A 24,644-nucleotide genomic window follows, 5' to 3' on the forward strand; every position below is an offset into this window, starting at 1 on the left:
TTTGCTCCTGTTGCCATTCAGACGACCTTTAGGCCGTCTGAAAGCCGTTTTAGTCAATCATCAAATCAAGCCAAATAATCGCGCGTAAAAACGGCGCAATGTAGGTTGACTAGATACCGGACGATTTTCGTAACCCCTGCACGGTCAAGGTCTAGTACCTTATCGCGCAACGGAAATTTCTCTCCGCCCACCTCGATAATGATCTTGTCGCCGATATGACATACAACTTCAATACAGCCGTAACCGTGTGCGATGCCGTGAACAAGGTCTTGAAATTCTTTGGGGGTATATCTGGTCATTTTTTAATCCTCCGTTCAGACGGCCTTTTGGCCGTCTGAAAGCCGTTTTAGTCAATCATCCTGAAAATCCGAGCCGCCTCTTCGTGTCCGGCCGCGTAATCCCTAAGACGGTAATAACCGTCAACCAGCTTTTCCAGCGTCGCACCGCTTTGCCCGTCCATCGCACAATTCAGGGCAAACAGCGTGGCGGTAATGCCGAAGGCATCGGCAGACATGCGGCATTCAAAACCGTTGGAACTCACGCAGTCAAAATCATCTTCGGTATCCCGACAGCAGTAAAAACCGCCGTTTGACAATTCGCAGAATTCCCAATAACCGCCGTCGTAGTCGCGGCTCAAGTTGTCGGCAATGCCGTATAAAGCCGTCTCAAACGCCAAATAGGCCGCGCTGGTTTTTTCCGGCAGAAATGCCGGGCGTTTTGAGTTGGGTACAACGGTCATCGTGATGGTTTGGGTAATCGGGTTCGTCATTTTCCGTCTCCATTCATTTGTTATAAAAAATATCCAATTACCGCCCGGTATTCCGCTACCGGTACTTCGGCGTAAACCTCCATCCCGCCCAAGCATCGGTTGTGTTTGAACTTGCTGACCAGCTTTTGCACGGGCTTGGGCAGGAACACAAAAGAATCTTCGATAACCAGTTTCAAATATACGGTTGTTATATTGCCGGTAGGCGCAAATGCGGTAACAGGCGGCAGCCATCCGATATACGCGCCATCCAAAGCGGCGGTAAGTTTGGCAAACGGGTTTTTGATTGGTTTTTGTCGTGTCATTTTTTAATCCTCTCTGTTTAAACAGGTATCGGCGGCCGCCGTTCAGGCGGCCTTTTGGGGTCAACTGCCTATACGGCGTGCCATTGTGCGGCCGTGCCGCCGTTGGCACTCACGACGCGCCGTTTTGCGCGGCGCAATACTTCTTGGCTGTTGCAGCCTTCGGCTTTCAGCTCGGCAAAGTAGTTTTTGCGGATATGGTCGGCAATCCATTCCGTTCCCGTAGCAAACGGGTAGCAAGATGCGTAAACGCGGTTGCAGCGTTCCGCGTCCAACTCTGCGATGACGGCCGCGATGGTACGGGCGCGTTTGAGCTTGGCAGTTTTCATTGCTGAATCCTTTCCTAAGTAACTATGCTTAACGTAACAACAAACATCGGGAGGCTTGCGCCGCCGCGTTGTGATGTCGTTAAAAATTCCCAAGCCGCCAAAGTCCAGACCGGCTTTGAGCGGATTTCATCTTTGTCCGAACCGCCTAAAGCGGTGTGGAAAAGGTGGAATCCGCGCAAAGACGCTCGTCTTGGTCTGGACTTTGGCGGCTTGGGAATTTAGACATCACGCAACAACGCGGCGGCGCAAGCCTCCCGATGTTTGTTTTTCAGGGCAGCCGCTTGGCGGCGTTTCCGCCTTCGGGCGGAATTTTTTAAAACGCCTTAGGGCGTTTTTTGGCACCCTGTGCCTATCCTGCGTGTAGTTTGAAAATAGTGGGTTTAAGTAGAAATTGGACGTTTTTTGCAGGGGTGAGGTTCGCGCGGAGGGGGAGATTGTTGTTTAGTATTGTGATATTGTTGTATTCATATTGTGTTTTAGTTGTTTTTAAATTGTTTATATGTTGTTTATACGAGTAAGTAGAGTTTTTTAGTTGTTTTAGTATTGTTGTATTGTTGTTATTTTGGTTGTTTTGTATTGTTTAAATGTTGTATTAAGTAGTAGAATAGAGTTAAAGTTGTATTCGTGTTGTAGCCATGTTGTATGCAAAAGGAAGCTGATATGGATGATTTGGATGACTTCATCAAAGAGCATGGCCATGAGCCAAAACGAGTGAACCGATCGGTTTTGGAGCCGTACCGGGACGAACTTTTGAAAATGCGGAAAATGGGATTTACTGAGAAAGTAATGCTGCAATTTTTGAAAGAAAAAAAGAATCTAGCCATCAGCCAACAGGCTTTAAACCGATTCATCCGCTCACGGTTGAACAAACAGGAAGCGGATAAAAAGGAAGTTGAAAAGCCCGCTCCCGCCATCAAACAGGCGGTAAGAGAAAACCAGCCAGCTAACCCCGCCCCCACCGTCAAACAGGAAGCGGGCAAAAAAGACGTTGAAAAAACCGCGCCTGCGTCCAACCCTCAAAAAAAGAAATTCCAATGGCCGCCGAAAGACGTAAGTAGCGAAAACTTGTATTAAAAAAGGCCGTCTGAACCTTTTCAGACGGCCTTTCTACCCATTTGCAACAGGGCTATAACTCAACTTCGACAAACTCGCCGCGTTCGGCTTGTGCGATAGATTCCGCCAAACGCTCGTCATTCCTACGCTTAAGCTCCTTATCTACAAAGGCCATTGCCTCGTTATGCGGCATTGTCGGGGCGGGATCGGTAATAGATTTTTCAACTTTTGCACGAAACCAAGCATCATAGCTTTCGGCTTCGGCATCACATCCGCAAATCGGTTCAGGTATAACTTCCACATTCATGCGATTTCTCTCCTGTCTCAAGCCGCCATTATAAAACTTATCCACAAAATCCGTGCATAACTCCTATTTCTCCCCAAGCGGCCATATCCCCGTCAAACCCTATCTTCCCCTGCTTAAAAAATAATCACATCAAAACCCATCTGCGCGGCCGCGCAATGTCTTTAATCTCTGTCGTTATCTATATATAGAGTAACTGCACATTCCGGGCAAAGTACATTGCCCGTTTTGCACAAAGTACATTGTACGTTTTGTACAAAGACATGATTTTAAAAGACAAAATTTACGCGCTGATTTGGGCGGATTTCTATTCCTATCGGATATTTTTCCGCTTTTCAGACGGCCTTTCAGCCGCCACTACATCCCGAGGGCGCAAAAAAGCGGCCTTGGGGTCGGATTTCGCCCCAAAGGCCGTCTGAAAGCCGTTTTTGCCCCGTTTTAGGGCAAAAAAAGGCACGGCAAAGCTGCCGTGCCTGTTTGATGGTCGGTTATTTGAGTTTTTTCAGGTTATCCAGCAACGCTTGTCTGCCTTCGCTGTCAGGGTCGGATTTCGGCGGCGGCGGTTGGTTTCGCTCGGCCATCTGCTTTTCCAGCTCCCGCCGCGTGTCGGCCGCACTTGCCGCCGGAGCTTGGGCGGGCGGATTGCGCTCCGACACATAAAAGCCCGCCCAGCCTGCCGCAACGGACTTTTCCATAACCTGCCGTACATCGATGCCGCGATTACGCAGCGTTTCAAGCTGTTCGAGCAGTTTCTTTTTCGATTGCGGCAGCAAACGCTTGCCCATCTTCAACCGCATGGCCACAAAAGCCGTCCACTCCTTGAGCGGCACCCACTTGGGCAGATGAAAGCCCTGCGCGTCCTGCTGCAAGCCCGATTCAAAATCCGGCGCATCCTTCCCTTTGAGCGCGTACACCTTGGCCAACAGCGTCTGCTTCATCAAACGCCAGTTCATAATCCCGTGTACGCCCGCGCGCTTGTAGGCCACCAAGCCCAAGTCCACCAAATAATCCCGCGCCTTTTCATAGCCGCGACGGGTCAGGCCGAGGTCTTCCCAAAGATTGCGGCCGCTCTTGTAAATCCAGCCTTCGCGCACGGCGTATTTGGGATTGTTTTCCAACACCTCTGTCAGCCCGAACAAATACGCAAGCAGCCTTGACGCGGGCAGATTGCCGCGACAAAGCGCATCGAACTCGTGATACACGATGTCGAAGGTCTCGCTGAGGTGGGTGCGGATTTCGGTGATGAGCATGGGTTAAAATAACTCAATCATGCTTTTGATATAAAGCAGGATTTACTTTTAACTCCCCATCAGAGAGTTTTTCGATTCGATAAGCCTGTTTTTCAGGTACGATTTCTTTCCATTGGGTTACAGCCGATGGACTAATTCCCAAAGCCTGAGCGGTGGCAGTTTTTGAGCCAAAGAATTGTAAGACATCTGATTTAAGCATAATTTTTTGCTCTTAATTTAAGACTACTTAAATTATAAGTGTGAAGATAACTTAAATCAAGATGGGCTAAGATAAGCTGAATTAGTATCGTAATTCAGGTGAAGCTTGTGGAAGTAACAATCGGCCAGCGGATTCGGCAGAAAAGAAAAGAATTTAATTGGACGCAACAGGAGTTGGCAAAAAGATTAAAAGATGTCTCTCATGTTGCCATTTCTCAATGGGAGTCAAACACAACGAAACCCAATGCAGAGAACCTATATGAGCTGTCTGTTGTCTTAAAATGTGATTTGGGATGGCTGCTCAAAGGAGAGGGAGCAAAATCTTCTGTTACGCCATATAACAATGATGATATTTATAAAATCCCTGTACTTAATGATGAATCATTAAGCAATATACATGATGTCCTCGATATACCTATCTCATCACATGAAAGTGAGTACATCATGACAAATGTAAAAAAATCAGAATTTATTTTTGCATATCGAATTGCAGATGATTCCATGAAACCAGACTTTGTAGCTGGCGACATGGTTGTAATTGAAACAACGTTAAAACCGGTTCCTGGTGAGTTTGTTATTGCAAAGATTGGCAATGACATTGTTTTTAGAAAGTATCAGGTTGAAAGTTATTTAAATGGGGAAGTTGAGAATATTGCTCTCTCTCCATTGAACGATGATTTTCCTACGCTTTCATCATCAAGATATGATATTAACTTGATTGGCACTATGATTGAGCATCGGATTTATCGTAGAAAACGGTAGCAAACAAAAGCCCCGCATTTCGCGGGGCTTCCTGTATAATTGATTTTTCTGCCTGCCTGTAAAGGTAGGCAGTTTTTAATCCCTGTGTTTATACACTTCCCTGCGGTTTCCCACCCTGATAACAAGCACTGTCATTTTACCGTCCTCAATTTTGGAAATAATGCGGTAATCCCCCACTCTGTATTTCCAAAACTCCCCCAAATCCGAACCTTTCAACGCCTCTCCGATACTGCGCGGGTTGTCCAAAGCAGCGACGCGCTCACGCAAAAATCGAACGATCCTGCGGGCATGCTGCCTATCCATTTTGCCAAGTTCTTTCTCAGCATCTTCGCCAATCTCAATCTGCCAAGCCAAGATCTTTCTCCACTTCGTCTAACAAATAGGAACGGCTCTGGCCAGTTTTAATTTCGGTGTAACGCTGTTCGGCTAAATACAAATCCTCCAAATCGTCCAAATATTCCAAAATTGCCTCTCTTGCGTAAAAGGTTTTGGTACGGCCTGTCTTTGCAGCCAACGCCGCCAAACGCTTTTCTACATCAGATGGTAAGCGGATTGCCAACATAGTTTATCCTTTCTGCTATACATGTATAGCAGATTATCTACAATTTATTTCAAGTTGTCAAAATTTAGTTTCACAGAAAAAGTGATATTTGTTATTTTCATTTAATATTCAAATAGATACAAAAATAATTTCAGAAATCTTAAATTTCAGCTTGCTTAACTTTTTAAGTTATCTTAAAATTAAACCCATCGAGAAATCGAACTGCTCTTTAAAAGTTGGGAAACGTAGCAACCGGCCTTCAGGACTGCTTTTTTAAAGCGGATATAGGAAGAAAAGGCCGTCTGAAATCGCTTTCAGACGGCCTTTGGGTAAATCGAACAAACGGTTGCAGGCAGCATCCATCTGCCGAAAAGACAAACGCAGAGACAGCATCCGGGTAGCGCATGAACGTCCGGCCAGCCTGCTGGTGGACGTATTTTTTTAATCGGGGCGTATCTCCGATGCGGCCGTAATCTACGGAAAAGCGGCCAAACTACATGACTGTGTGACTGTATATGCCCTGCCTTGAGCAGGATTTTGCCGGATTATTCCGGTAAGACATTACTTGTCAGACGGCATCAAACGCCGTCTTTAATTATAGATGACACATCTAAATCCAAGCCCGTTTGTGCAAGAAGCGGGTTTCAGTTTGGGTGTGCGGATTTAACTATAATCTTGTTGATTATATCAAATGGTAAGGCTATTGTCTTTTGGATTTGCTTTTGACATTGATTATTTTAGAGTTTCTTATTTTATTCAATGGTATAATCTATGCGATGGTGCAACAGATTTGGAGACGGATATGAACACTGTAATAAAACTTGATCCGCTGGTTTATGAGTTTGACAGCGAAAGCGAGGCGGATACTTACAGCAAATGGCTTGAAAATGAAATTGCCCAAGCCCGTCGCGCTCCCGTCATCAGCAACGAGGAAGCTACAAACCGTTTAGATGCAAACCGTGCGCGTTTGTTGGAAAAATTGAAAAATGCGCGTTGAATGGTCGGAAAAAGCCTTGAATGAGGCGGAAAGTATCGTCAATTATATTTTTGAGGAAAATCCGATTGCGGCTTTGGAAACGGATGACCTGATACGCAATGCGATCGGATTGTTGGAAAAAATGCCGCTGGCAGGAAGATACGGAAAGGTTGCCGATACAAGGGAATTGGTTATCAATAGAAACTATTTTGTTATTTATGAAATAGCGGATAACAGGGTGTTGATTTTGGGTGTGAAACACACGCGGCAGAGATACCCATAGCAGATTAATATTTAAAAGGCCGTCTGAACATTTCAGACGGCCTTTCTTTCCGCCGCAGGGCGGCAAGTCCCCGTGTACTTGAGCCAAACGGCGGGCGGTTGCCGATACCGTAGCGTGTGTGATGTTTTGAACAAGCACTTTGGACGTGAATCAACGAACAGTAGCGTCAGCCTTGGAAAAATCGGAGAAGCGGGCTGCCAACCTGCTTTTATTTGAATCTGTAGCCGTTGGCATGGTTTGACTGCCGGGAACAGCACGGTTGGCAGGTTTTCAAGCCTGCTTCGAGAAAAGGCCGTCTGAAGCGTTTCAGACGGCCTTTTTACATCAAAATTTTCCAACCAACCTTTTAAAAGGAGCTAATCATGTTTGCAAAATTTAGCCGACCCAACCGCAGCAAAGGCAGCAAGCGCGGAAAAATCCGTTTGATCGAGACTTTTTCTTCCATTCAGGAAGCCTCTGCCTGCATCGACAAGATGCTGCGGCAGGATAAGAAGTTGTGTGCGAATATCATCCGCAACGACGGGAAGTTTGCCGTGCAGACGGTGGTATGGCAATGAAAAACCCGCTTCTTGCGAAAGCGGGCTTTTCTCGGACGGGTAATCATCCGTAGAGGTGCGTTTATTATCCGTTTTTTTGTTTTTAAATGCAATATCCGTTGGGAGTGGGTATGAAAAAAGTTTTGTTTTTGGTGGCGGCTCTGTCTGCCGCTTTTCCTGTTTACGCAGACGACCTTTTGACGGGCGATGCGAAGCTGGCCTGCGAGGCTGTTTTGTGCCTGTCGTCGGCGCACCGGTCGGGCGAGTGCAACGAGTCTATCCGCCGTTATTTCAGTATCCGCCATAAGAAGCCGCATAAAACTTTGCGGGCGCGGCGTGATTTTTTAAACCTGTGCCCGTCTTCGCGCGAGCAGGGTATGCCGCAACTGGTGGACGCGCTGGTCAACGGCGCAGGCCGCTGCGATGCGCGGGAGTTAAACCGCGTGATGCGCTATACGGTTATGGAGCGGCAATGTCCGCGCTACGGACGCGGCCGCTTTGACACCGATTCCTGCCCGCTCGTGCCTAAAACGTATATCCGGCCGCAAAAGCCGTCTTACTGCAAGGCGTATTTCAACCATGAGTGGACAACGGCCGATGAGAGCGTGGAGTACGTCGGCGACGAGAAAAACGGCGGCCGCTGGGTGGACAGGCGTTAAGGGTTTCTCCTCCTGCTTTCACATTCGGCATAAGTGTTTAAGCAGCTTGACGGCAGCCTGCGGGCTGCCTTTTTTACAAACGAAAGCCTGTTTGCGAGCAGGTTTCTTTTTGTAAAAACGATGGATAACAGAAAGGTTTATGCCATGAAAGAAGCTCATATTATTGTCCAAGGCAAAGGCGGGGTCGGCAAATCGCTGACAGCCGCTTTTTTGGCGGATTATTTTGCTGCAAAGGCAAAGTTGGCCGCAGGGGCGAAGCTGCATTACTTTGACACCGATCCGGTTAATCAGACTTTTGCCAGATACAACGCATTTAAGCCTACAGTTGTCGAGATTTTGACCGAGACCAACAATATCGATTCGCGTTTTTTTGACGGCCTGATTGAAAAGCTGATTAATGAAAAAGGCATCGGCATTGTGGACAACGGCGCGGCGACGTTTGTACCGCTGATGGCGTATTTGAGCGAAAACCAAGTACCTGAGTTGCTGGCTGAAAACGGCGTGCGGTTGGTGGTGCATGTGCCGGTAACAGGCGGGCAGGCTTTGGACGACTGCATGACCGGTTTGAACCAGACCTTAAACGGCGTTTCTGCCAAGGTGGTAGTGTGGCTGAATGAGTTCCAAGGCAAGATTGAAAAAATTGTAGAAAACAAACGTAAGACGTTTACCGAATTTGCCGTATATGAATCACACAAAGACGACATCATCGGCATCGTAACCCTGCCGCAACGTAATCCCGACACCTTCGGTGCGGACATCCGCGCCATTACCAGCCAAAACATGAGCCTGACCCAAGCGGTGGAATCGAAAGAATTGGGCATCATGCCGCGCCAGCGCATCAAAACCGTGCAGAAAGATTTGTATGAGCAGTTGGACAAAATCCCGTTTTTAGCCACAGAAAAAGCGCGAAACGAGCAGCAGGCTGATGAGTCGGAGCAGGCCGATAAACCGGAGCAGGCTGATGGACATGAAAACTGACACGCCTGCCGATGACGCGGATGCCGTGATCGCCGAAGTATTCCGCCTGACCGGCACGTGCCTGACCCGCGACGATCCCGTGATGGCGGTATTGCTGATGCAGCGGCAGATGTTTCAGACGGCCTTTGCCGGATTCGCCGGGCAGCAGGCAGAGCAGCGGCTGGAGTTTCTCAAGCAACTGGCCGCGCACGAACGCAAAATCACGGCCGCCGCCGCGCAGTTGGAACGCTACCGCGAGCAGATTTTGGCCGACTTCGTGCGGCAGGCCGACCGCCATATCGAAGAGATCGAGCCGAAAATTTACGCCTCGACCTCGCGCCGCGTGGCGCAGGACATCGACAAAGCCAACGCGCGGCTGGAAGGCCGTCTGAAAATCCTGCTGGCGGCAACGCTGGCAGCCCTATCCGTGTTGGCCGTGTCGGTGGTGTGGCTGGTTTTTACCGTAAGCAAAACAGGATAGGACGCAGCAATGCTGACAGAAGCCAAGCCGATAGTACGGCCTGTTCGGGTCAACCCCTCTTTTGTCGCACCCGATAACAGCTACCCGCATTACCGGCTCATCCCCATCGAGACGCAGACAGGCAGATACTACTGCCTGTTTTTTTACGTCTCGGCCAAAGAATTTCTGATACTCGAACCCAAGGCCAAACGCCATTTGGCCGTAGCCCGACTGTCGGAATATCTGCAAAACGCCGCATTCGCGGTGTACGAAACCGTAACCGGAGCAGCGCCATGAAAACCTACAACGTAGAAGAAGCCGCCGCGTATTGCAAATGCCACCCCGAAACCATCAGGGAGCATATCCGCGACGGCCGTCTGAACGCATCCAAGCCCGGCCGCCGCTACTGCATCACCCAGGCCGCGCTTGACGTGTTTCTCAACGGCCTTGAAAATGATGCCGTGCAGGCATCACTCGAAAGTAGGAGTGAAGAAAAATGCCAATCTATAAAAGAAACAACACATGGTATGTGGATGTCGTCTCGCCAAGCGGCAAACGCATTAGACGCTCGACTGGCACGGCATGCCAAACCGAAGCCCAAGAGTACCATGACAAACTGAAACACGATTTGTGGCGGCAGCAGCATTTGGGCGACAAACCCAAAGTCCTGTGGGACGAAGCCTGTCTGCGCTGGCTCGACGAAAAACAAGGCAAAAAAAGCCTTGTGCACGACGAAACCAAAATCCGCAGGCTGACCGCATTCAGAGGGCTGTATTTGCACCACATGACCAAAACGGTCATCATGGCAGAAATCGCCAAACTCGAAGGCAGCAACGCCACCAAAAACCGATATTTGGCCTTTGTACAGGCACTACTGAACAAAGCCGCCAAAGACTGGGAGTATTTGGACGGCGCGCCCAAACTGCCGCGCTATCAGGAAGCAAAAAAACGCATCCGCTGGCTGACACCGCAAGAGGCCGAAAGGCTGATAGCCGCATTACCCGACTACATCGCCGCGATGGTTGTGTTCAGCCTGAATACCGGATTGAGAAAATCCAACGTATTCGGCCTCAAATGGCAGCAAATCGACCTCAAACGCAAAGTCGCATGGTTTCATCACGACGAAACCAAATCAGGCCGCGCCCTAGGCGTAGTCCTAAACGATGCCGCCGTCGCCGTTTTGCTGAAACAGCGTGGAAAGCATCCCGAGTACGTCTTTACAAACAACCGCTGCAAACCGGTCAAAGACGTAAAAAAACCGTGGAAAAAAGCCCTGCAGGATGCCGGAATCGAAAACTTCCGCTGGCACGATCTGCGCCACACATGGGCGAGCTGGCTGGTGCAAAACGGCGTCTCCCTATATGCCCTGAAAGAAATGGGAGGCTGGTCTGACTTCGACATGGTGCAAAGATATGCCCACCTCGCACCCGAGCATCTCCACCGGCACGCAGGACTACTGAACAGCCTGCTTGACACAAAATGGACACAGCTCAATTAGAAGCAGATTTCAATCATTTTAACATGATGTTTTTATTGAAAAATAAAAACAATTTGGCATAAATTATAAAAAGGTCGTCTGAAACCCTAAAACAAGGTTTCAGACGACCTTTTGCCTTTACTTCAATCCAATGATTTTATTTCTTAGCCCTAAAGCCCAGCAGATGCTGCGTGGTGGCAAGCCATGCGCCGAAGACGCCTAGGGCGATGACGAAGCCGAACACCAGCGAAACTTCGCTGAAATAGAAGAAACGCCAGCCGATGTTGAGCCCGTAGGGTTTGAAGATGGCATCCACCAACGGGCGCACGGCGGAGAGCAGCCAACCGCACAGCCCCAAGCTGACGGCGGCGGAGAAGATACTCTGCCACATGGCTTGATAGAGGAAGGGGCGGCGGATGAACGATGCGGGCGCACCGAGCAGCTTGGTGATTTCGATTTCTTCTTTGCGGCTGAGGATTTGCAGACGGATGGTGTTGTGCGCAACCAAGACGAACGCCATACCCAGCGTCAGTGAAAGAAACCATAAAATTTTGCGGATGAACTCGTTGATCTGATACAGCGTTTGCACCCATTCGGTGTCCATGGTGGCGGATTCAACCATGGGCAGCTTGACTATATCCTGATAAATCGCCTGCATTTGTGCGGGCGGTGTAGCGGGATCGGGCGTTACAATAAATGCGTCGGGCAAGGGGTTGCCGTCGAGCATGGAAACGAGGTTTTGATCGAGGTTGGATTGCAGCTCTTCCAAGCCTTCCTGCTTGCTGATGAAACGGATTTTGTTGAGGCGGGCATCACGTTCCAACAGGTTGCGGACGGTATCACTATCGGCTTTGGACGCATCGGTTTCCATATAGAGGGTGATTTGCGGCGACTCGTTGAGCTTGCCTAAAACGCTTTGCCCGCTTTGAATGCCCAAATACATGAAAAGCGGCAGAGTCATGGCGACGGCGAGCATCAGGAGGGTGAGCAGCGTGCCGACGGGTTGGCGCAGGAGCTGTTTGAGCGCAGTGCGCGCGGATTCGACGTGCAGCGAGACGTAGTGAATGATGCTCATGCGAGTCGTCCTTTCGAGAGGCGCAGGATGCGGTGGCCGTAGTCTGCCATGAGGGTTTCGTCATGGGCGGCGACGATGACGGTGGTTCCTGCTTCGTGGAAGGTTTTGAACAATTCCATGATGTCGAGCGCGTAGGCGCGGTCGAGGTTGGCGGAGGGTTCGTCGGCAATCAGGAGGCTGGGCTGGTGGACGACGGCGCGGGCGATACACAAGCGTTGCTGTTCGCCGCCTGAGAGGGTTACGGGATCGTCCAATTCGCGGCCTTTCAAGCCGACTTTTTCAATGGCGATGCGGGCGCGTTCTTCGGCTTTGCGCGGCTGATAACCGATAATCCGCAGCGGCAGGATGACGTTTTGCAGGACGTTACGGTCATAGAGGATTTTGTGGTCTTGGAACACGATGCCGATATGTTGGCGCATGAAGCCGATTTGGTTGTCGCTCAATTCGCCCAAGTCTTGGTTATTGAACCATACTTTGCCTTTGCTGGGCTTGGTAATACCGGAAATCAGCTTGAGGATGGTGGACTTGCCGGAGCCGGAATGGCCGGCGATAAATATCATTTCGCCTTTTTTGATTTGGAAGCTGACGTTTTTCAGGGCTTCAAAACCGCCGGGATAGGTTTTGGAAACTTGTTCGAAACGGATCATAAGGTATTCCTGGAAAGGGGTCAGGACAAACTTATCCACAGTTAATCCACAAAAGGATGCGCTATCGGAGACAGGTCGTCTGAAAAATAGGATATGTGCCGAATTATAAAGATTTCGGCGTTTTTTTGATAGTTTGCTCAGATATGGACGGCGGTAGGCAAAGCGTCGGACTGACGGCTTTACAACACAATATTACAAGTGTGATTGTCGCGTTTGCAAAATGCCTAAATACTTATCCACATGTCGAAAAGTCGTCTGAAAAGGATTTCGGCGTTTCAATCAAATCCGCCGTATCCTTTTTCAGACGACCTTCCACATCGGTTTCAGCCCGACTTATTTACATTTTTCTTTAGCCGCATTGACGGCGGCGGTCAGGCTTTTTTCGTTGACTTCGCCGGTGATGGTTTGTTTGTAGCCGCATTTCGGGGCTTCGACGACGGTGAACGGCAATACGCCGACGTTGTTGCCGTAAGACTTCATGAAATTGCGGCTGTCCGCGCCGGTATAACGCCAAACATGATAGCTGACAGGGGTTTGTTTCAGGAATTTGCCGATGTTGTCGGAAGTATCCAACGCAATGCCGACCATATCAACGCTGCCTTTTTTCTGCGCTTTGTACCAAGCGGACATGGCGGGCATTTCCTTACGGCACGGGCCGCACCAAGTCGCCCACAGGTTCACCACGCGCACGGGGGCTTTGAGCGATTGCAGGCTTTGCGGTTTGTTGTCGTTCCAGCCCGCCAGCGGGTCGGCGGCAAACGCAGGGGCAGACAGGGCGGCAGTCGTCAAAACAGAGGCAAGCAATAATTTTTTCATAAGTTCCATCCTTTGCATCAATCAGATGATGGCATTGTAACCCCTTTCAGCGTGCTGTCTATGGAGAAAATGAAGATGTTGGATTTTAGCGGTAAAAAATGACGATTATTGGGTGATAAGTTGAGGAAATTGCCAAGGCAGCCGATAATAAAGCCCATCAGCAAAATCTAAAAACATTGGAGAACCCTATGTCATCTGAATTCACGCTCTACCACAATCCGCGTTGCAGCAAATCACGCGCCGCTTTCGACCTGCTCGAAGCGCGCGGCATCAAAGCCGAAGTCGTCAAATACCTCGACACCCCGCCCGACTTGGCGACACTGAAAGACATTTTCGCCAAGCTGGGCTTGGCGTCCGTACGCGGCATGATGCGCGTCAAAGACGACTTGTACAAAGAACTCGGTTTGGACAAGCCCGACCTCGACAACCAAGCCCTGCTCGAAGCCATCTCCGCCCACCCTGCCCTACTCGAACGCCCTATCCTGACCACACAGGACAAAGCCGCCATCGGCAGACCGCTCGAAAACATCGAAGCCCTGCTGGATTAAAGCGCGGGAAGGCCGTCCCTACATGATTTCCCTGTTCCGCAGCCGCAACGGCTTGCGCTACTACCTCTTTCGCGGCATAGGCCTGAGTATCCTGTTGGTACTCGGCATATTCGGCGAGGGCGCATGGCAGGTGTACCACACCGGCTCGCAGCCTCTGCCGCGTCATGTCCGCGCCGATGCCGCCCTCGTGCTCGGCGCCGCCGCGTGGGACAAACGGCCCTCGCCCATCTTCCGCGAACGCATCAACCACGCCATCACCCTCTACCAAAGCCACCGTGTTGAAAAAATCGTTTTTACCGGCGGAACACCCAAAAAAGGCTACATGACCGAAGCCGAAGTCGGTCGGCGCTACGCCCTCAAACAAGGCATACCCGCGCACAACATCCTCTTTGAAAACACCTCGCGCAACACCTACGAAAACATCCGTAACATCCGCCCGATACTGCGCGCCGAAGGCATCGGAAGCATCATCATCGTCAGCGACCCCTACCACCTCGCCCGCGCCCTCGAAATCGCCTCCGACCTCGACATCGAAGCCTACATCTCCGCCACGCCGACCACGCGGTTCGACCAAAGCAAGGAAAAAAACAAATTCCTGCTTCAAGAAAGCTACGCCCTCTTCCTCTACCGCATCGGCAAATGGAGCGAAAACTTTTGGGACTGGCTGACCGTTCGGCAAAGGAAAGAAGAGACATAGTCCGGAAGAAATTGAAAAAGGCCGTCTGAAACGGAATCGGGTTTCAGACGGCCTTTTTAACGGCATCCCGTCTTGTTTAACGCTGTTTTTTGCGAATTTCTGCCGCCATTTCCAAAGCGGTGCGGACAGCTTCAATCAGGCTGCCGGAGGCGGCTTTGCCTGTTCCCGCCAAATCCAGCGCGGTACCGTGGTCAACGGAGGTACGGATAAACGGCAGTCCGAGCGTAATGTTGACGCCTTGCCCGAAACCGGCATATTTCAACGTCGGCAGACCTTGATCGTGATACATCGCCAAAACGGCATCGGCATCTTTCAGCAAAAACGGCTGAAACACCGTGTCTGCGGGATATGGGCCGCTGGCGTGTATGCCTTCGCTTTTGAGGCGGGCCAGCGCAGGGATGATGATGTCGGCTTCTTCGTGTCCCAAATGTCCGCCCTCGCCCGCGTGCGGATTCAATCCGGTAACCAGGATATGCGGTTGGGCAATGCCGAATTTGTCTCGCAAATCGGCGTTCAAAATACGGACGACAGACTCGACGAGCGGCTGTGTTACGGCATCGGCAACCGCGCGCAGCGGCAGATGGGTCGTAACCAAAGCGACGCGCAGCCCGCCGCCTGCCAACATCATGACAACTTGTTCCGTCTGACTTTTTTCGGCGAGGTATTCGGTATGTCCGCTGAAGAATCCGCCACCCGCACCTGCATCGTTAATGATGCCTTTATGCAGCGGCGCGGTTACCATGCCGTCGAATATGCCTTCGGTAATGCCTTGATATGCCGTGTCCAGCAGTTGCAAGACATAACGCGCATTGGCGGGATTGAGCGTGCCGGCTTCGCAAGGCGCGGCAAGCGGAATATGCAAAACTTCCAATTCCCCATGGCACAACGGGGCTTTATCGGCATCACTAGGGACAAAATCTCTCAAGACAACGTTTTTGCCCAACATCTCCGCCCGCTGCGCCAATAGTTCTTTGTCGCCCAAAACGACGGGGCGGCACGGCAACTCGGCAAACGCCAAATCCAAACAAATATCGGGGCCGATACCGGCAGGCTCGCCGGAGGTAACTGCCAATACGGGAAGGGACATGATGCGATTCCTTAATCTGGATAAAGGTCGTCTGAAAGTGGTTGATGGGGATTTCAGACGACCTTTGTTTTCATCTTTGCAATGTAGGGCGGATTCCAATAAGACCGCGCCATCCCGTCATACCCACGCGCGGGAATGACGGCAGAGTCCGTATCAAAAAACGAGTGGGGCAACCCTATTGTAATCCGCTACAAAAAGGCCGGATTCAAAAATCCGACCCATCAGTTCCAGCAAAATTGAAGGCTGCCTGAAAGGTCAACCCTGCCACATTTTTCAGACGACCTTCAGGCAGATTTTGTCTTCAACGGATAATCCCGCGCGTGGATTGGGCGAAGAAGTCTTTAAACACCGCCAACTCGGCTTGCGTTTCGGCTCGGCGGAGGATATCGGCTTTGGCTTCTTCAAACGGGATGCCGCGGTGGTAGATGGTTTTATACACATCTTTGACGGCGGCGATCTGCTCGGCGGTGAAGCCGTTGCGGCGCATGCCTTCGCTGTTGATGCCTGCGGGTTCGGCGCGGTAGCCTGCCGCCATGAAGTATGGCGGTACGTCTTTGTGTACGCCTGCGGCGAAGGCGGTCATGGCGTAGTCGCCGATTTGGCAGAACTGGAACACCAGCGTGTAGCCGCCCAAGACGACGTAGTCGCCGATGGTAACGTGTCCGGCGAGTGAGGCGTTGTTGGCGAAGATGGTGTGGTTGCCGATGACGCAGTCGTGCGCGAGGTGGCAATACGCCATAATCCAGTTGTCGTCGCCGACGCGGGTTTCGCCGATGCCGGTTACCGTGCCGAGGTTGAAGGTGGTGAATTCGCGGATGGTGTTGCCGTTGCCGATAATCAGCTTGGTCGGCTCGTCGCGGTATTTTTTGTCCTGCGGGATTTCGCCGAGGCTGGCAAATTGGAAAATACGGTTGTTTTCGCCGATGGTGGTGTGGCCGTTGATGACGGTATGCGGGCCGATTTCGGTGTTCGCGCCGATTTGGACATTGGGACCGATGACGGTGTACGCGCCGACTTTGACACTGGAGTCAAGTTCGGCTTTGGGGTCAATGACGGCGGTCGGGTGGATGAGGGTCATGTTTTTCCTTTCCTGTCGTGTTGCCGCGAGGATGCGCGACGGCAACAGGTCGTCTGAAAACTTTCAGACGACCTTTTTCTGAACACTCAAACCACGCGTTTGGCACACATGATGATGGCTTCGACGGCGACTTGTCCGTCCACTTTGGCGACGGCGCTGAATTTGCCGATGCCGCGTTTGTTGGTCAGCAGCTCGACTTCGAAAACAAGCTGGTCGCCGGGGATGACTTGGCGTTTGAAGCGGGCTTCGTCTATGCCGGCGAAGAAGAAGAATTCGTTTTCTTTGCGGCCGCCTTCGCTGAGGATGGCGAGTGTGCCGCAGGCTTGCGCCATGGCTTCGATGATGAGTACGCCGGGCATGACGGGCAGGTCGGGGAAATGGCCTTGGAACTGCGGCTCGTTCATGGTGACGTTTTTAATCGCGGTCAGGGTTTTCATGGACTCGAAGGCGGTGATGCGGTCGAGTTGCAAAAACGGGTAGCGGTGGGGAATGAGTTTTTGGATGTCTTTGGCTTCGATGGGGAGTTGTACGTCCATGTTCGTCGTATTCCTTGGTATTTCGGGGTTGGCTGGGCGGTTTCATCGCGGGGGCTTTAAAACGGCAGGCTTTGCCGCTTTGTTGGATTTAAAGCGCATCCGCCATGTAAACCGATTGTGGGGTTATTCGTCTTTTTCGCTGTCGCTCAGACGGTTTTCCAATGTTTTGAGGCGTTTGTTCATTTCGCTTAAGCGGTGGATGTAAACGGCGTTGCGCGCCCATTCTTTATGGGTGGACATCGGGAAGATGCCGGCGAGGTGTTTGCCGCTTTCGGTAATGCTGTGGGTCACGGACGTGCCGCCGCCGATGGTGGTTTTGTCGGCAATTTCGATGTGTCCGACCGTACCGACGCCGCCGCCGATGATGCAGTAGCTGCCGATGGTAACGCTGCCTGAGATGCCGGTTTTGGCGGCGATGACGGTGTGCGAACCGATTTTGCAGTTGTGTCCGATTTGGACTTGGTTGTCGATTTTGGTGCCGTTGCCGACGGTGGTGTCGCTCATTGCGCCGCGGTCGATGTTGGTGTTCGAGCCGATTTCTACGTCGTCGCCCAGCATTACGGCGCCGGTTTGCGGGATTTTAAACCATGAATCGCCGGCGAAGGCGAGTCCGAATCCGTCCGCGCCGATGACTGCGCCGCTGTGGATTTCAACGCGGTTGCCCAGTGTGCAGCCGTAATAAACGACGGCGTTGGGATGCAGGACGACTTCGTCGCCCAGTTTGCAATCGTGTTGGACAACGGCGTTTGCCAAGATGCGGCAGCCTTCACCAAGCACGGTGTTCGCGCCGATGTAGGCGTTTGCGCCGATTTCGCAGCTTGCAGGAACGGTCGCACTTTCCTCGACGACGGCGGTCGGATGGATGCCGCCGCGCGCTTTGACGATGGGCGAAAACAGGCGGGCGACTTTGGCGAAATAGAGATAGGGATCGTCGGCGACAATCAGGTTGCGCCCTTCAAATTCGTCCACTGCTTTGGCAGAAACGATGACCGCGCCCGCGCTGCTGTCGTGGACTTCGGCTTTGTATTTCGGATTGGCGAGGAAGCTGATGTGTTCCGCCTGTGCGTCTGCGAGCGGGCGCACGGCGGCGACGGAAATGTCCTTGCCGCGCCATTCGCCGCCAAGCTGCGCTGTGATTTGGGACAAGGTGTAGGTTTTTGAAGTCATGATGTTTCGTAAGCTTTGGGATGAGGTCGTCTGAAAAAGGACGGCGGGAGCAGTCGGACAGAACGGTTTGCTTAAAACGTATGCCGGCAGGAGTGATAAGACAAGTAATTATATCGTTTATTGGATTTTCAGACGACCCTTCGCTTGAAAGAGGTCGTCTGAAAACAGGTTTGCTGTATCTCGTTCAGCCTTCCGATTAACGTGTATTCAGGGCTTTAATCACGCTGTCGGTAATGTCGTAACGCGCGTTGACGTAAATCACGTCTTGCAAAATCACATCGTAGCCTTCGCGTTTGGCAAGATCGACGATGATGCGGTTGGCGTTTTGCTGAAGGGCGGCAAATTCTTCGTTGCGGCGCAGGTTGTAGTCTTCTGCCAGCTCCGCCTGTTTCTTGCGGAACTGCTGAACCAGCTCGCCCCAGCGTTTTGCCGCAGCTTCACGCTCTTTGCCCTGCAATTTGCCTTCGGACAGGGATTTTTCGAGCTTTTCACCTTCTTGCTGCAATTTCTGCAAAGCGTCCTGACGGCTGCGGAATTCTTTTTCCAAGGTCGTCTGAATGCGTTGCGCCTGCTTGGACTCAAGATAAACGCGCTCGGTATTGATAAAGCCGATTTTCTGTACGGCTTCCGCCGCCGCAGCTTGGTTCATCAACCCGAAGCCCAATAAAGCCGCGCCGCCGAGGCGGAAGGCGTTGGCAATGATGTTCATCTGGATTTCCTTGATTTTGTATCCCGCCCATCAGCGGGATGACGGTTTGTTTTTAAAAAGAGGCAGAACGCCCTGCCCCTTTTCCTTCAGGTCGTCTGAAAATGTTTATCTGCATAGGGATTTCGGTTTTCAGACGACCTTGTTCTGCCTACGTCAGAATGTGGTACCCAATTGGAACTGGAAGCGTTGGATTTCGTCGCTGTCTTTTTTCTTGATCGGGTAGGCGTAGCTGAACTTCATCGGACCCAGCGGCGAGAGCCAGGTTACTGCCGCACCGGCGGAGTAGCGCAACTCTTCCTTGAAGGTCGATTTGTGGGTCTTGCCTAAGCCGTATGGGTTTTGAGCGGCATTGTTGGTGTAGTAGGTATTGCTGCTGCTGTCGTTATAAGTTTTACCGTCCCATACGCTGCCCGCGTCGGCAAACAGACTCAGACGGACGGAGCGGGAGTCTTTGATGCCCGGCATCGGGAACAGCAACTCGGCGGAAACGTTGGCTTTTTTGTTGCCGCCGTAGCTGATTTTCTCGCCGTATTCGTCATAGACTTTCGGACCCAGCGTACCGCTCTCGTAACCGCGTACGGAGCCTAAGCCACCGCCGTAGAAGTTTTCAAAGAACGGCATGGTTTTGGTTTTGCCGTAACCGTTGCCGACGCCGACTTCGCCGCCGAGCATCAGGGTGAAGTCTTTGGTCAGCGGGAAGAACCAAGTTTGGTTGTGGGTCAGCGTGTAGTATTGCAGGTCGCTGCCCGGCAGGGCGATTTCACCGTTGATGCCGGTCATGTAACCGCGGGTCGGCCACAATGCGCTGTCGGTTTTATTGCGTCCCCAGCCGATCGTACCTTTGTACAGCCAGCCTTTGAAGCTGCCCACGCCGTCCGTGCCTTTACCATATTGGTTGATAAAGTCGGCATAACGTTTAGGCGCGCCTTTGTAGGTATTCACGGTCAGGTGTTCCGCCGCCAGACCCAAATTGACGCGGTCGTATTCGGTAACGGGGATGCCCATGCGCACGCCCGCGCCTGCGGTGGTGGTTTTATATTGTTTCGCGCTGGAAGAGGCTTTACGCGGGTCGTAAGACTTGCCGTAAATATCGTAACCGAGGCTCACGCCGTCGGGTGTGAAATACGGATCGGTAAACGACAGCGAGCCGTTCAGCGTGGTTTTACTGCGTGAGGCGCGCAGGGAAACGGATTTACCCGTACCGAACAGGTTGTCTTGGGAAACGCCCACAGACATGACCAAGCCGGTATCCTGAACCCAGCCCGCACTCATATCCAGCGAACCAGTAGAACGCTCGTTCACGCTCATGTTCAAATCGACTTGGTCGGGCGTATTGGCAACCGGCACGGCATCGAATTGTACGTTGTCGAAGTAGCCCAGCAGCTCGACGCGCTCTTTGGAACGTTGCAGCTTGGAAGTGTCGTAAGGCGCGGATTCCATCTGACGCAATTCGCGGCGCACGACTTCGTCACGGGTTTTGTTGTTGCCGGTGATATTGATTTCGTTCACATAGATTTTGCGGCCGGGTTCGACATTCAGGACGAAATCGACAGTTTGGGTCTCGGCATTGGGCACTGGCTGAACGTTGACTTCGCTGAACGCGTAGCCTGCCGTACCCATGCGGTTTTGGATGGCTTCGAGCGATTTGACCATTTGGGCGCGTTCGTACCATTTGCCCTTTTTCATAGTCAGCAGTTTTTGCAGCTCTTCTTTCGGCACTTCGCGGGTGTCGCCTTCTATGCGCACGTCGCCCCAACGGAAGCGTTCGCCCTCGTCAACCGTGATTTTGATGGTTTGCTTGGTTTTGTCTTCGTTGGTCTGGATGTCGGTATCCAGAATGCGGAAATTGAAATAGCCGTTGTTTTGGTAGAACTCGCTGACGCGCTCCATGTCTTGCGAGAATTTCTGCTCGTTAAACTGGTTGCTCTTGGTCAGCCAAGTCCACATGCCGCCTTCGCTCAAAGACATTTGTTTCATGAGCTTGCGGTCGGAATAGACTTTGTTGCCTTCAAATTCGATGTCGGTAATCTTGGTGGTTTTACCCTCATCGATGGCGATGTCGATGGAAACGCGGTTACGCGCGAGTTTGGTGACGGTCGGCGTGATTTGGACCGACTGCTTGCCGCGGCTTTTGTATTCTTCCTTCAGGCTGGCGACAGACTGGCTCAGCGTGGCCGGATTGAAGTATTGGGATTGCGCCAAACCGAAGGATTCAAGGTTTTTCTTAATCACATCGTTTTGCAGCATTTTCGCGCCGGTGATGTTCAGCGTGCTGATGGTCGGGCGTTCGATAACGGTCAGCAAGACCTGATTGCCCATGGTCTCTACGCGGACATCGTCAAAAAAACCGGTCGCATACAGAGTTTTGATGATTTCTTCGCTGCGTGCGTCGCTGAATTGGTCGCCGACTTTGACGGGCAGGTAGTTGAAGACCGTACTCGGCTCGGTGCGCTGCAAACCTTCGACGCGGATGTCTTGAATGGTGAAGTCGGCAAACGCCAAAGGCGACATGCCCAATACCATCAAAGCAGAAGCAATCTGTTTCAATTTCATAAAATTATCCAAACAAACGGTTGATGTCATTAAAGAAAGCCAGTGCCATCATTAAGAGCATGGCAGCCAGTCCGAGGCGCAGGCCGATTGCCTGTATGCGCTCGCTCAAGGGCTTTCCGCGTATCCATTCGGCAGTGTAGAACACCAAATGCCCGCCGTCCAATACGGGGATGGGCAACAAGTTCAACACGCCTAAACTAATGCTGACCAAAGCGAGGAATTCCAAATAGCTTTGAAATCCCAGCTGTGCCGTTTTTCCGGCGACGTCGGCAATGGTCAGCGGACCTGAAATATGGTTCAGGGAGGCATTGCCCGTAATCAGTTTTCCGAAGAATTTTACCGTCATCCATGCGTTGTTGACGGTTTTGTCCCAGCCCATCGCAAATGCTTCTGCGACAGACGGCTTATATTCGCGCTTGATTTCTTTTGCCCACGCTTCGTCGCCCTGAGGACCGAAGCCTACCCTGCCGACCAGCGTTCTGTCGGGTTGCTGGATACTGTCGGGGCGGATGGTCGTCTGAAAAGTTTTACCGTCGCGCTCATAAATCAATTCGATTTTCTTGCCCGGGCTTTGGCGTACGATTTCCACCCATTGCTGCCAAGACTCGATGTCTTGTCCGTCGGCGCTGATCAGCTTGTCACCTTTTTTCAAACCGGCTTTTTCAGCCGGGCTGTTTTCTTCCATTTTGCCGACACGGGTGGTGATTTTAAAAGGCGACAACCCGATATAGCCTTGGTTTTTCGCAATTTTACCTGCTTCGGGCGTGCCGGCGGCATCGATAATCCGCATGGTTTTTTGCCCCGAGCTCGTCTGAACGGCAACATTTACCTTGCCTGACTCGATGTTCAACACGATTTCTTGCTGGGCTTTTTCCCACTCGCCGACGTTAACGCCGTTAACCGAAATAATTTTGTCTCCGGGCTGAAAACCGGCTTTGGCGGCAATGGTATTTTGCTCGACCATGCCGACATAAGGGCGGATTTCGGTAACGCCGAAGGAAAAACTCAAGCCGTAAAGCAGAACCGCCAGCGCGAGATTAGTCAGCGGGCCTGCGGCGACGATGGCGATGCGTTTGGCGGGATGCTGTTTGTCAAAGGCGTAAGGCAGGTCTGCCTGCGCCACTTCCCCCTCGCGCGTATCGACCATTTTGACGTAACCACCCAATGGGATGGGTGCCAAACACCATTCGGTATCGCTGCGCTTTCTGCTGAAAAATGGTTTGCCGAAGCCGACGGAAAAGCGGACGACTTTGACGCCGCACAATCTGGCGACGATATAGTGTCCGAACTCGTGCAGGCTGACCAAAATCAGGATGGCGAAAATAAAAGCTAGAAGGGTTTGCAAAAGAATCTCTCTGGTTGGGTATGGGTTGACGTTGTCGATGTTTCAGACGACGTATGAAGGCAAGGGTCGTCTGAAAGCATTCGCAATGTGTAGAAAATATTATTGGCGTTATTTTGCCGATTATAAAGTCAGTCTGCCGTTTTGTCCGCCACACATGACGGATGGGCGGGTTTTCAGACGACCTGTCATTTTTTATCGTTGCGGCACGGTTTATCCCAATGCGGCGATAAATTCCTGCGCCTGTCTGCGGGTAACGGCGTCTTGCGCCAGCAGGTTTTCGATATTGCCGAGGTCGTCTGAAAAGTCTTGTGCAAGACAATGGGCGACGGTTTTGGCAATGTCGGTAAACTTAATCTGTCCGTCTAAAAAGGCGGCGACCGCGGCTTCGTTGGCGGCGTTCAATACGCAGGGCGCGGCTCCGCCCGCGTTCATGGCTTCATAGGCGAGCTTCAGGCAGGGGAAGCGGTCAAAGTCGGGCTTTTGGAAGGTCAACGCAGACAATGCGTCGAAATCCAGGTCGCCGACACCCGAATCAATACGTTCCGGCAAGCCCAAACAATAAGCGATGGGCGTACGCATATCGGGATTGCCCAGTTGCGCCAGCACGGAGCCGTCGCGGTAGCGCACCATGCTGTGTATCACGGATTGCGGATGGATGACGACTTCGAGTTTATCAGGCGGGCAGTTGAACAGCCAATGCGCTTCAATCAGCTCCAAACCTTTGTTCATCATGGTGGCGGAATCGATGGAGATTTTGCGACCCATGCTCCAATTGGGGTGTTTGACTGCTTGCGCGGGCGTAATGTTGTCGAACGTGCCTAAATCGGCCGTCAGAAACGGGCCGCCGGAAGCGGTCAGGATAATCGAACGGATGCCGTGTTCGTTCAGACGACCTGTGTAATCGCGCGGCAAAACTTGGAAAATGGCGTTGTGTTCGCTGTCGATGGGCAACACTGCCGCGCCGTTTGCGCGGGCGGTTTCCATAAACAACGCGCCGGAAACCACCAGCGTCTCTTTGTTCGCCAGATAAATGGTTTTGCCTTTTTGCGCCGCCGCCAGCGCGGAAGGCAGGCCCGCCGCTCCGACAATGGCGCACATGACACCGCTGACTTCGTCGGCAGACGCAACGTCAACCAATGCCTGCGCGCCGTGTAAAACCTGCGTCGCCGCGCCGTCGCGTTTCAACAGGGCTTCAAGCCGGGCGGCGTGTTCCGCATCGGCAACGACGGCATATTCGGGGCGGAACGTCCGGCATTGAGCCGCCAGTTTCTCAACCTGCTTATGCCCCGCCAGCGCGAATACGCGGAATTTTTCGGGGTGGCGGGAAACAACGTCCAGCGTGCTTTCGCCTATGCTGCCGGTACTGCCTAATATGGTCAGGACTTGTGGTGTCATGGTGTGTTCTTTATGTACTGCTTTCGGATTCCAGACGACCTTTTGGCTTGAGGTCGGAAAGGTCGTCTGAAAACGCTTATTCGATATTGTGTTTGATGTGTTCCAACGATTTTTATAGTGGATTAACTTTAAACCAGT

The 24,644-nt window shown here is 51.8% G+C and carries 35 protein-coding genes; 15 read left to right on the forward strand and 20 right to left on the reverse strand.

What is annotated here, in order from left to right:
• Window positions 1-65: 65 nt before the first annotated feature.
• The 4 genes from HMPREF2907_RS10745 to HMPREF2907_RS10760 form a co-directional block, all read right to left on the reverse strand.
• Complete coding sequence (locus HMPREF2907_RS10745) at window positions 66-299, reverse strand: hypothetical protein (RefSeq protein WP_049224921.1); 234 nt, start codon at window positions 297-299, stop codon at window positions 66-68.
• Between the two features lie 47 nt (window positions 300-346).
• Window positions 347-769 carry an antirestriction protein gene (locus tag HMPREF2907_RS13020; RefSeq protein ID WP_070682674.1) on the reverse strand — a complete coding sequence of 141 codons (423 nt, stop codon included), beginning with the start codon at window positions 767-769 and terminating at the stop codon, window positions 347-349.
• Window positions 770-789: 20 nt separating this feature from the next.
• A complete protein-coding gene (locus tag HMPREF2907_RS13025) occupies window positions 790-1,071 on the reverse strand; it encodes a hypothetical protein (RefSeq protein WP_070682675.1) in 282 nt (93 codons plus the stop codon).
• 68 nt (window positions 1,072-1,139) lie between these two features.
• Complete coding sequence (locus HMPREF2907_RS10760; protein WP_049223653.1) at window positions 1,140-1,397, reverse strand: hypothetical protein; 258 nt, start codon at window positions 1,395-1,397, stop codon at window positions 1,140-1,142.
• 660 nt (window positions 1,398-2,057) lie between these two features.
• Here HMPREF2907_RS10760 and HMPREF2907_RS10765 point away from each other — a divergent pair.
• Window positions 2,058-2,471 (forward strand): hypothetical protein, encoded by a 414-nt coding sequence (locus HMPREF2907_RS10765; protein WP_070682676.1) that lies wholly within the window; start codon window positions 2,058-2,060, stop codon window positions 2,469-2,471.
• 52 nt (window positions 2,472-2,523) lie between these two features.
• Here the strand turns inward: HMPREF2907_RS10765 and relB (HMPREF2907_RS10770) are convergent, their stop codons facing one another.
• Entirely contained in the window at window positions 2,524-2,757 is a 234-nt protein-coding gene (gene relB, locus HMPREF2907_RS10770; protein ID WP_070682677.1) for a type II toxin-antitoxin system RelB family antitoxin, read from the reverse strand.
• Window positions 2,758-3,017: 260 nt separating this feature from the next.
• Between relB (HMPREF2907_RS10770) and HMPREF2907_RS13355 the strand changes: the two genes are divergently transcribed.
• Entirely contained in the window at window positions 3,018-3,173 is a 156-nt protein-coding gene (locus HMPREF2907_RS13355) for a hypothetical protein (protein WP_210388605.1), read from the forward strand.
• Between the two features lie 69 nt (window positions 3,174-3,242).
• Here HMPREF2907_RS13355 and HMPREF2907_RS10775 read toward each other — a convergent pair whose 3' ends face one another.
• Entirely contained in the window at window positions 3,243-4,004 is a 762-nt protein-coding gene (locus tag HMPREF2907_RS10775; RefSeq protein WP_070682678.1) for a hypothetical protein, read from the reverse strand.
• Between the two features lie 13 nt (window positions 4,005-4,017).
• Window positions 4,018-4,203 carry a Cro/CI family transcriptional regulator gene (locus tag HMPREF2907_RS10780; protein ID WP_070682679.1) on the reverse strand — a complete coding sequence of 62 codons (186 nt, stop codon included), beginning with the start codon at window positions 4,201-4,203 and terminating at the stop codon, window positions 4,018-4,020.
• A 107-nt stretch (window positions 4,204-4,310) separates the two neighbouring features.
• Between HMPREF2907_RS10780 and HMPREF2907_RS10785 the strand changes: the two genes are divergently transcribed.
• Entirely contained in the window at window positions 4,311-4,964 is a 654-nt protein-coding gene (locus tag HMPREF2907_RS10785; protein WP_070682680.1) for a helix-turn-helix domain-containing protein, read from the forward strand.
• A gap of 75 nt (window positions 4,965-5,039) precedes the next feature.
• On the opposite strand, the gene HMPREF2907_RS10790 is transcribed toward HMPREF2907_RS10785, so the two are convergent.
• Together HMPREF2907_RS10790 and relB (HMPREF2907_RS10795) are read right to left on the reverse strand one after the other, a co-directional pair.
• Complete coding sequence (locus HMPREF2907_RS10790; RefSeq protein WP_070682681.1) at window positions 5,040-5,318, reverse strand: type II toxin-antitoxin system RelE family toxin; 279 nt, start codon at window positions 5,316-5,318, stop codon at window positions 5,040-5,042.
• Complete coding sequence (gene relB, locus HMPREF2907_RS10795; RefSeq protein ID WP_070682682.1) at window positions 5,302-5,526, reverse strand: type II toxin-antitoxin system RelB family antitoxin; 225 nt, start codon at window positions 5,524-5,526, stop codon at window positions 5,302-5,304. Before relB (HMPREF2907_RS10795) ends, HMPREF2907_RS10790 begins: the two co-directional genes overlap by 17 nt.
• Window positions 5,527-6,208: 682 nt before the next feature.
• Here relB (HMPREF2907_RS10795) and HMPREF2907_RS10800 point away from each other — a divergent pair.
• The 9 genes from HMPREF2907_RS10800 (at window position 6,209) to HMPREF2907_RS10835 (ending at window position 10,874) form a co-directional block, all read left to right on the forward strand.
• Window positions 6,209-6,502 carry a hypothetical protein gene (locus tag HMPREF2907_RS10800; protein WP_318259124.1) on the forward strand — a complete coding sequence of 98 codons (294 nt, stop codon included), beginning with the start codon at window positions 6,209-6,211 and terminating at the stop codon, window positions 6,500-6,502.
• Window positions 6,492-6,764, forward strand: a complete 273-nt coding sequence (locus HMPREF2907_RS10805) for a type II toxin-antitoxin system RelE/ParE family toxin (RefSeq protein ID WP_070682684.1) — start codon at window positions 6,492-6,494, stop codon at window positions 6,762-6,764. The genes HMPREF2907_RS10800 and HMPREF2907_RS10805 overlap by 11 nt, the downstream gene beginning before the upstream one ends.
• A gap of 362 nt (window positions 6,765-7,126) precedes the next feature.
• Window positions 7,127-7,321 (forward strand): hypothetical protein, encoded by a 195-nt coding sequence (locus HMPREF2907_RS10810; RefSeq protein WP_049222870.1) that lies wholly within the window; start codon window positions 7,127-7,129, stop codon window positions 7,319-7,321.
• 110 nt (window positions 7,322-7,431) lie between these two features.
• Entirely contained in the window at window positions 7,432-7,959 is a 528-nt protein-coding gene (locus HMPREF2907_RS10815; RefSeq protein WP_070682741.1) for a TrbM/KikA/MpfK family conjugal transfer protein, read from the forward strand.
• 144 nt (window positions 7,960-8,103) lie between these two features.
• The gene (locus tag HMPREF2907_RS10820; RefSeq protein WP_083310737.1) at window positions 8,104-8,937 is read left to right on the forward strand and encodes a P-loop NTPase family protein; all 834 of its coding nucleotides are present in this window, start codon (window positions 8,104-8,106) and stop codon (window positions 8,935-8,937) included.
• Window positions 8,921-9,397, forward strand: a complete 477-nt coding sequence (locus HMPREF2907_RS10825) for a hypothetical protein (protein ID WP_083310738.1) — start codon at window positions 8,921-8,923, stop codon at window positions 9,395-9,397. The genes HMPREF2907_RS10820 and HMPREF2907_RS10825 overlap by 17 nt, the downstream gene beginning before the upstream one ends.
• A 9-nt stretch (window positions 9,398-9,406) precedes the next feature.
• Window positions 9,407-9,673 (forward strand): hypothetical protein, encoded by a 267-nt coding sequence (locus HMPREF2907_RS10830; protein WP_003740979.1) that lies wholly within the window; start codon window positions 9,407-9,409, stop codon window positions 9,671-9,673.
• Window positions 9,670-9,996 carry a helix-turn-helix domain-containing protein gene (locus HMPREF2907_RS12250; RefSeq protein ID WP_003740981.1) on the forward strand — a complete coding sequence of 109 codons (327 nt, stop codon included), beginning with the start codon at window positions 9,670-9,672 and terminating at the stop codon, window positions 9,994-9,996. Before HMPREF2907_RS10830 ends, HMPREF2907_RS12250 begins: the two co-directional genes overlap by 4 nt.
• On the forward strand, window positions 9,879-10,874 hold the full coding sequence (locus HMPREF2907_RS10835) for a tyrosine-type recombinase/integrase (RefSeq protein ID WP_141754449.1): 996 nt from the start codon (window positions 9,879-9,881) through the stop codon (window positions 10,872-10,874). The genes HMPREF2907_RS12250 and HMPREF2907_RS10835 overlap by 118 nt, the downstream gene beginning before the upstream one ends.
• A gap of 136 nt (window positions 10,875-11,010) precedes the next feature.
• Here HMPREF2907_RS10835 and ftsX read toward each other — a convergent pair whose 3' ends face one another.
• From ftsX to HMPREF2907_RS10850, 3 genes are all read right to left on the reverse strand, one after another.
• Window positions 11,011-11,928: a permease-like cell division protein FtsX gene (gene ftsX / locus HMPREF2907_RS10840; protein ID WP_070682687.1), complete on the reverse strand. Its 918-nt coding sequence runs from the start codon at window positions 11,926-11,928 to the stop codon at window positions 11,011-11,013.
• A complete protein-coding gene (ftsE, locus tag HMPREF2907_RS10845) occupies window positions 11,925-12,575 on the reverse strand; it encodes a cell division ATP-binding protein FtsE (protein ID WP_003765335.1) in 651 nt (216 codons plus the stop codon). Before ftsE ends, ftsX begins: the two co-directional genes overlap by 4 nt.
• Before the next feature lie 333 nt (window positions 12,576-12,908).
• Window positions 12,909-13,391, reverse strand: coding sequence for a TlpA disulfide reductase family protein (locus tag HMPREF2907_RS10850; protein WP_070682688.1), 483 nt, complete (start codon window positions 13,389-13,391; stop codon window positions 12,909-12,911).
• Window positions 13,392-13,579: 188 nt separating this feature from the next.
• Between HMPREF2907_RS10850 and arsC the strand changes: the two genes are divergently transcribed.
• Entirely contained in the window at window positions 13,580-13,939 is a 360-nt protein-coding gene (arsC, locus tag HMPREF2907_RS10855; RefSeq protein ID WP_070682689.1) for an arsenate reductase (glutaredoxin), read from the forward strand.
• 22 nt (window positions 13,940-13,961) lie between these two features.
• Window positions 13,962-14,636 carry a YdcF family protein gene (locus HMPREF2907_RS10860; protein WP_070682690.1) on the forward strand — a complete coding sequence of 225 codons (675 nt, stop codon included), beginning with the start codon at window positions 13,962-13,964 and terminating at the stop codon, window positions 14,634-14,636.
• A 76-nt stretch (window positions 14,637-14,712) separates the two neighbouring features.
• Here the strand turns inward: HMPREF2907_RS10860 and pdxA are convergent, their stop codons facing one another.
• Window positions 14,713-15,723, reverse strand: coding sequence for a 4-hydroxythreonine-4-phosphate dehydrogenase PdxA (gene pdxA / locus HMPREF2907_RS10865; protein ID WP_070682691.1), 1,011 nt, complete (start codon window positions 15,721-15,723; stop codon window positions 14,713-14,715).
• On the opposite strand from pdxA, the gene HMPREF2907_RS13030 reads away from it, so the two are divergent.
• Window positions 15,722-15,862: a hypothetical protein gene (locus tag HMPREF2907_RS13030; RefSeq protein ID WP_168165215.1), complete on the forward strand. Its 141-nt coding sequence runs from the start codon at window positions 15,722-15,724 to the stop codon at window positions 15,860-15,862. The two genes, pdxA and HMPREF2907_RS13030, sit on opposite strands and share 2 nt — an antisense overlap.
• Window positions 15,863-16,024: 162 nt before the next feature.
• On the opposite strand, the gene lpxA is transcribed toward HMPREF2907_RS13030, so the two are convergent.
• The 7 genes from lpxA to ispC form a co-directional block, all read right to left on the reverse strand.
• On the reverse strand, window positions 16,025-16,801 hold the full coding sequence (lpxA, locus tag HMPREF2907_RS10870; RefSeq protein ID WP_039404531.1) for an acyl-ACP--UDP-N-acetylglucosamine O-acyltransferase: 777 nt from the start codon (window positions 16,799-16,801) through the stop codon (window positions 16,025-16,027).
• Window positions 16,802-16,887: 86 nt separating this feature from the next.
• Window positions 16,888-17,337 carry a 3-hydroxyacyl-ACP dehydratase FabZ gene (gene fabZ, locus HMPREF2907_RS10875; RefSeq protein WP_003741990.1) on the reverse strand — a complete coding sequence of 150 codons (450 nt, stop codon included), beginning with the start codon at window positions 17,335-17,337 and terminating at the stop codon, window positions 16,888-16,890.
• A gap of 123 nt (window positions 17,338-17,460) precedes the next feature.
• A complete protein-coding gene (gene lpxD / locus HMPREF2907_RS10880) occupies window positions 17,461-18,504 on the reverse strand; it encodes a UDP-3-O-(3-hydroxymyristoyl)glucosamine N-acyltransferase (protein ID WP_070682692.1) in 1,044 nt (347 codons plus the stop codon).
• A 196-nt stretch (window positions 18,505-18,700) separates the two neighbouring features.
• Window positions 18,701-19,204 carry an OmpH/Skp family outer membrane protein gene (locus HMPREF2907_RS10885; RefSeq protein ID WP_372338583.1) on the reverse strand — a complete coding sequence of 168 codons (504 nt, stop codon included), beginning with the start codon at window positions 19,202-19,204 and terminating at the stop codon, window positions 18,701-18,703.
• Window positions 19,205-19,366: 162 nt separating this feature from the next.
• Complete coding sequence (gene bamA / locus HMPREF2907_RS10890) at window positions 19,367-21,766, reverse strand: outer membrane protein assembly factor BamA (protein ID WP_070682693.1); 2,400 nt, start codon at window positions 21,764-21,766, stop codon at window positions 19,367-19,369.
• 4 nt (window positions 21,767-21,770) lie between these two features.
• A complete protein-coding gene (gene rseP / locus HMPREF2907_RS10895) occupies window positions 21,771-23,111 on the reverse strand; it encodes an RIP metalloprotease RseP (protein ID WP_070682694.1) in 1,341 nt (446 codons plus the stop codon).
• 210 nt (window positions 23,112-23,321) lie between these two features.
• Window positions 23,322-24,506: a 1-deoxy-D-xylulose-5-phosphate reductoisomerase gene (ispC, locus tag HMPREF2907_RS10900; protein ID WP_070682695.1), complete on the reverse strand. Its 1,185-nt coding sequence runs from the start codon at window positions 24,504-24,506 to the stop codon at window positions 23,322-23,324.
• Window positions 24,507-24,644: the final 138 nt, after the last annotated feature.

Origin of the sequence: Neisseria sp. HMSC055H02 (genome assembly GCF_001813335.1) — a bacterium.
Classification (GTDB): domain Bacteria; phylum Pseudomonadota; class Gammaproteobacteria; order Burkholderiales; family Neisseriaceae; genus Neisseria; species Neisseria sicca_C.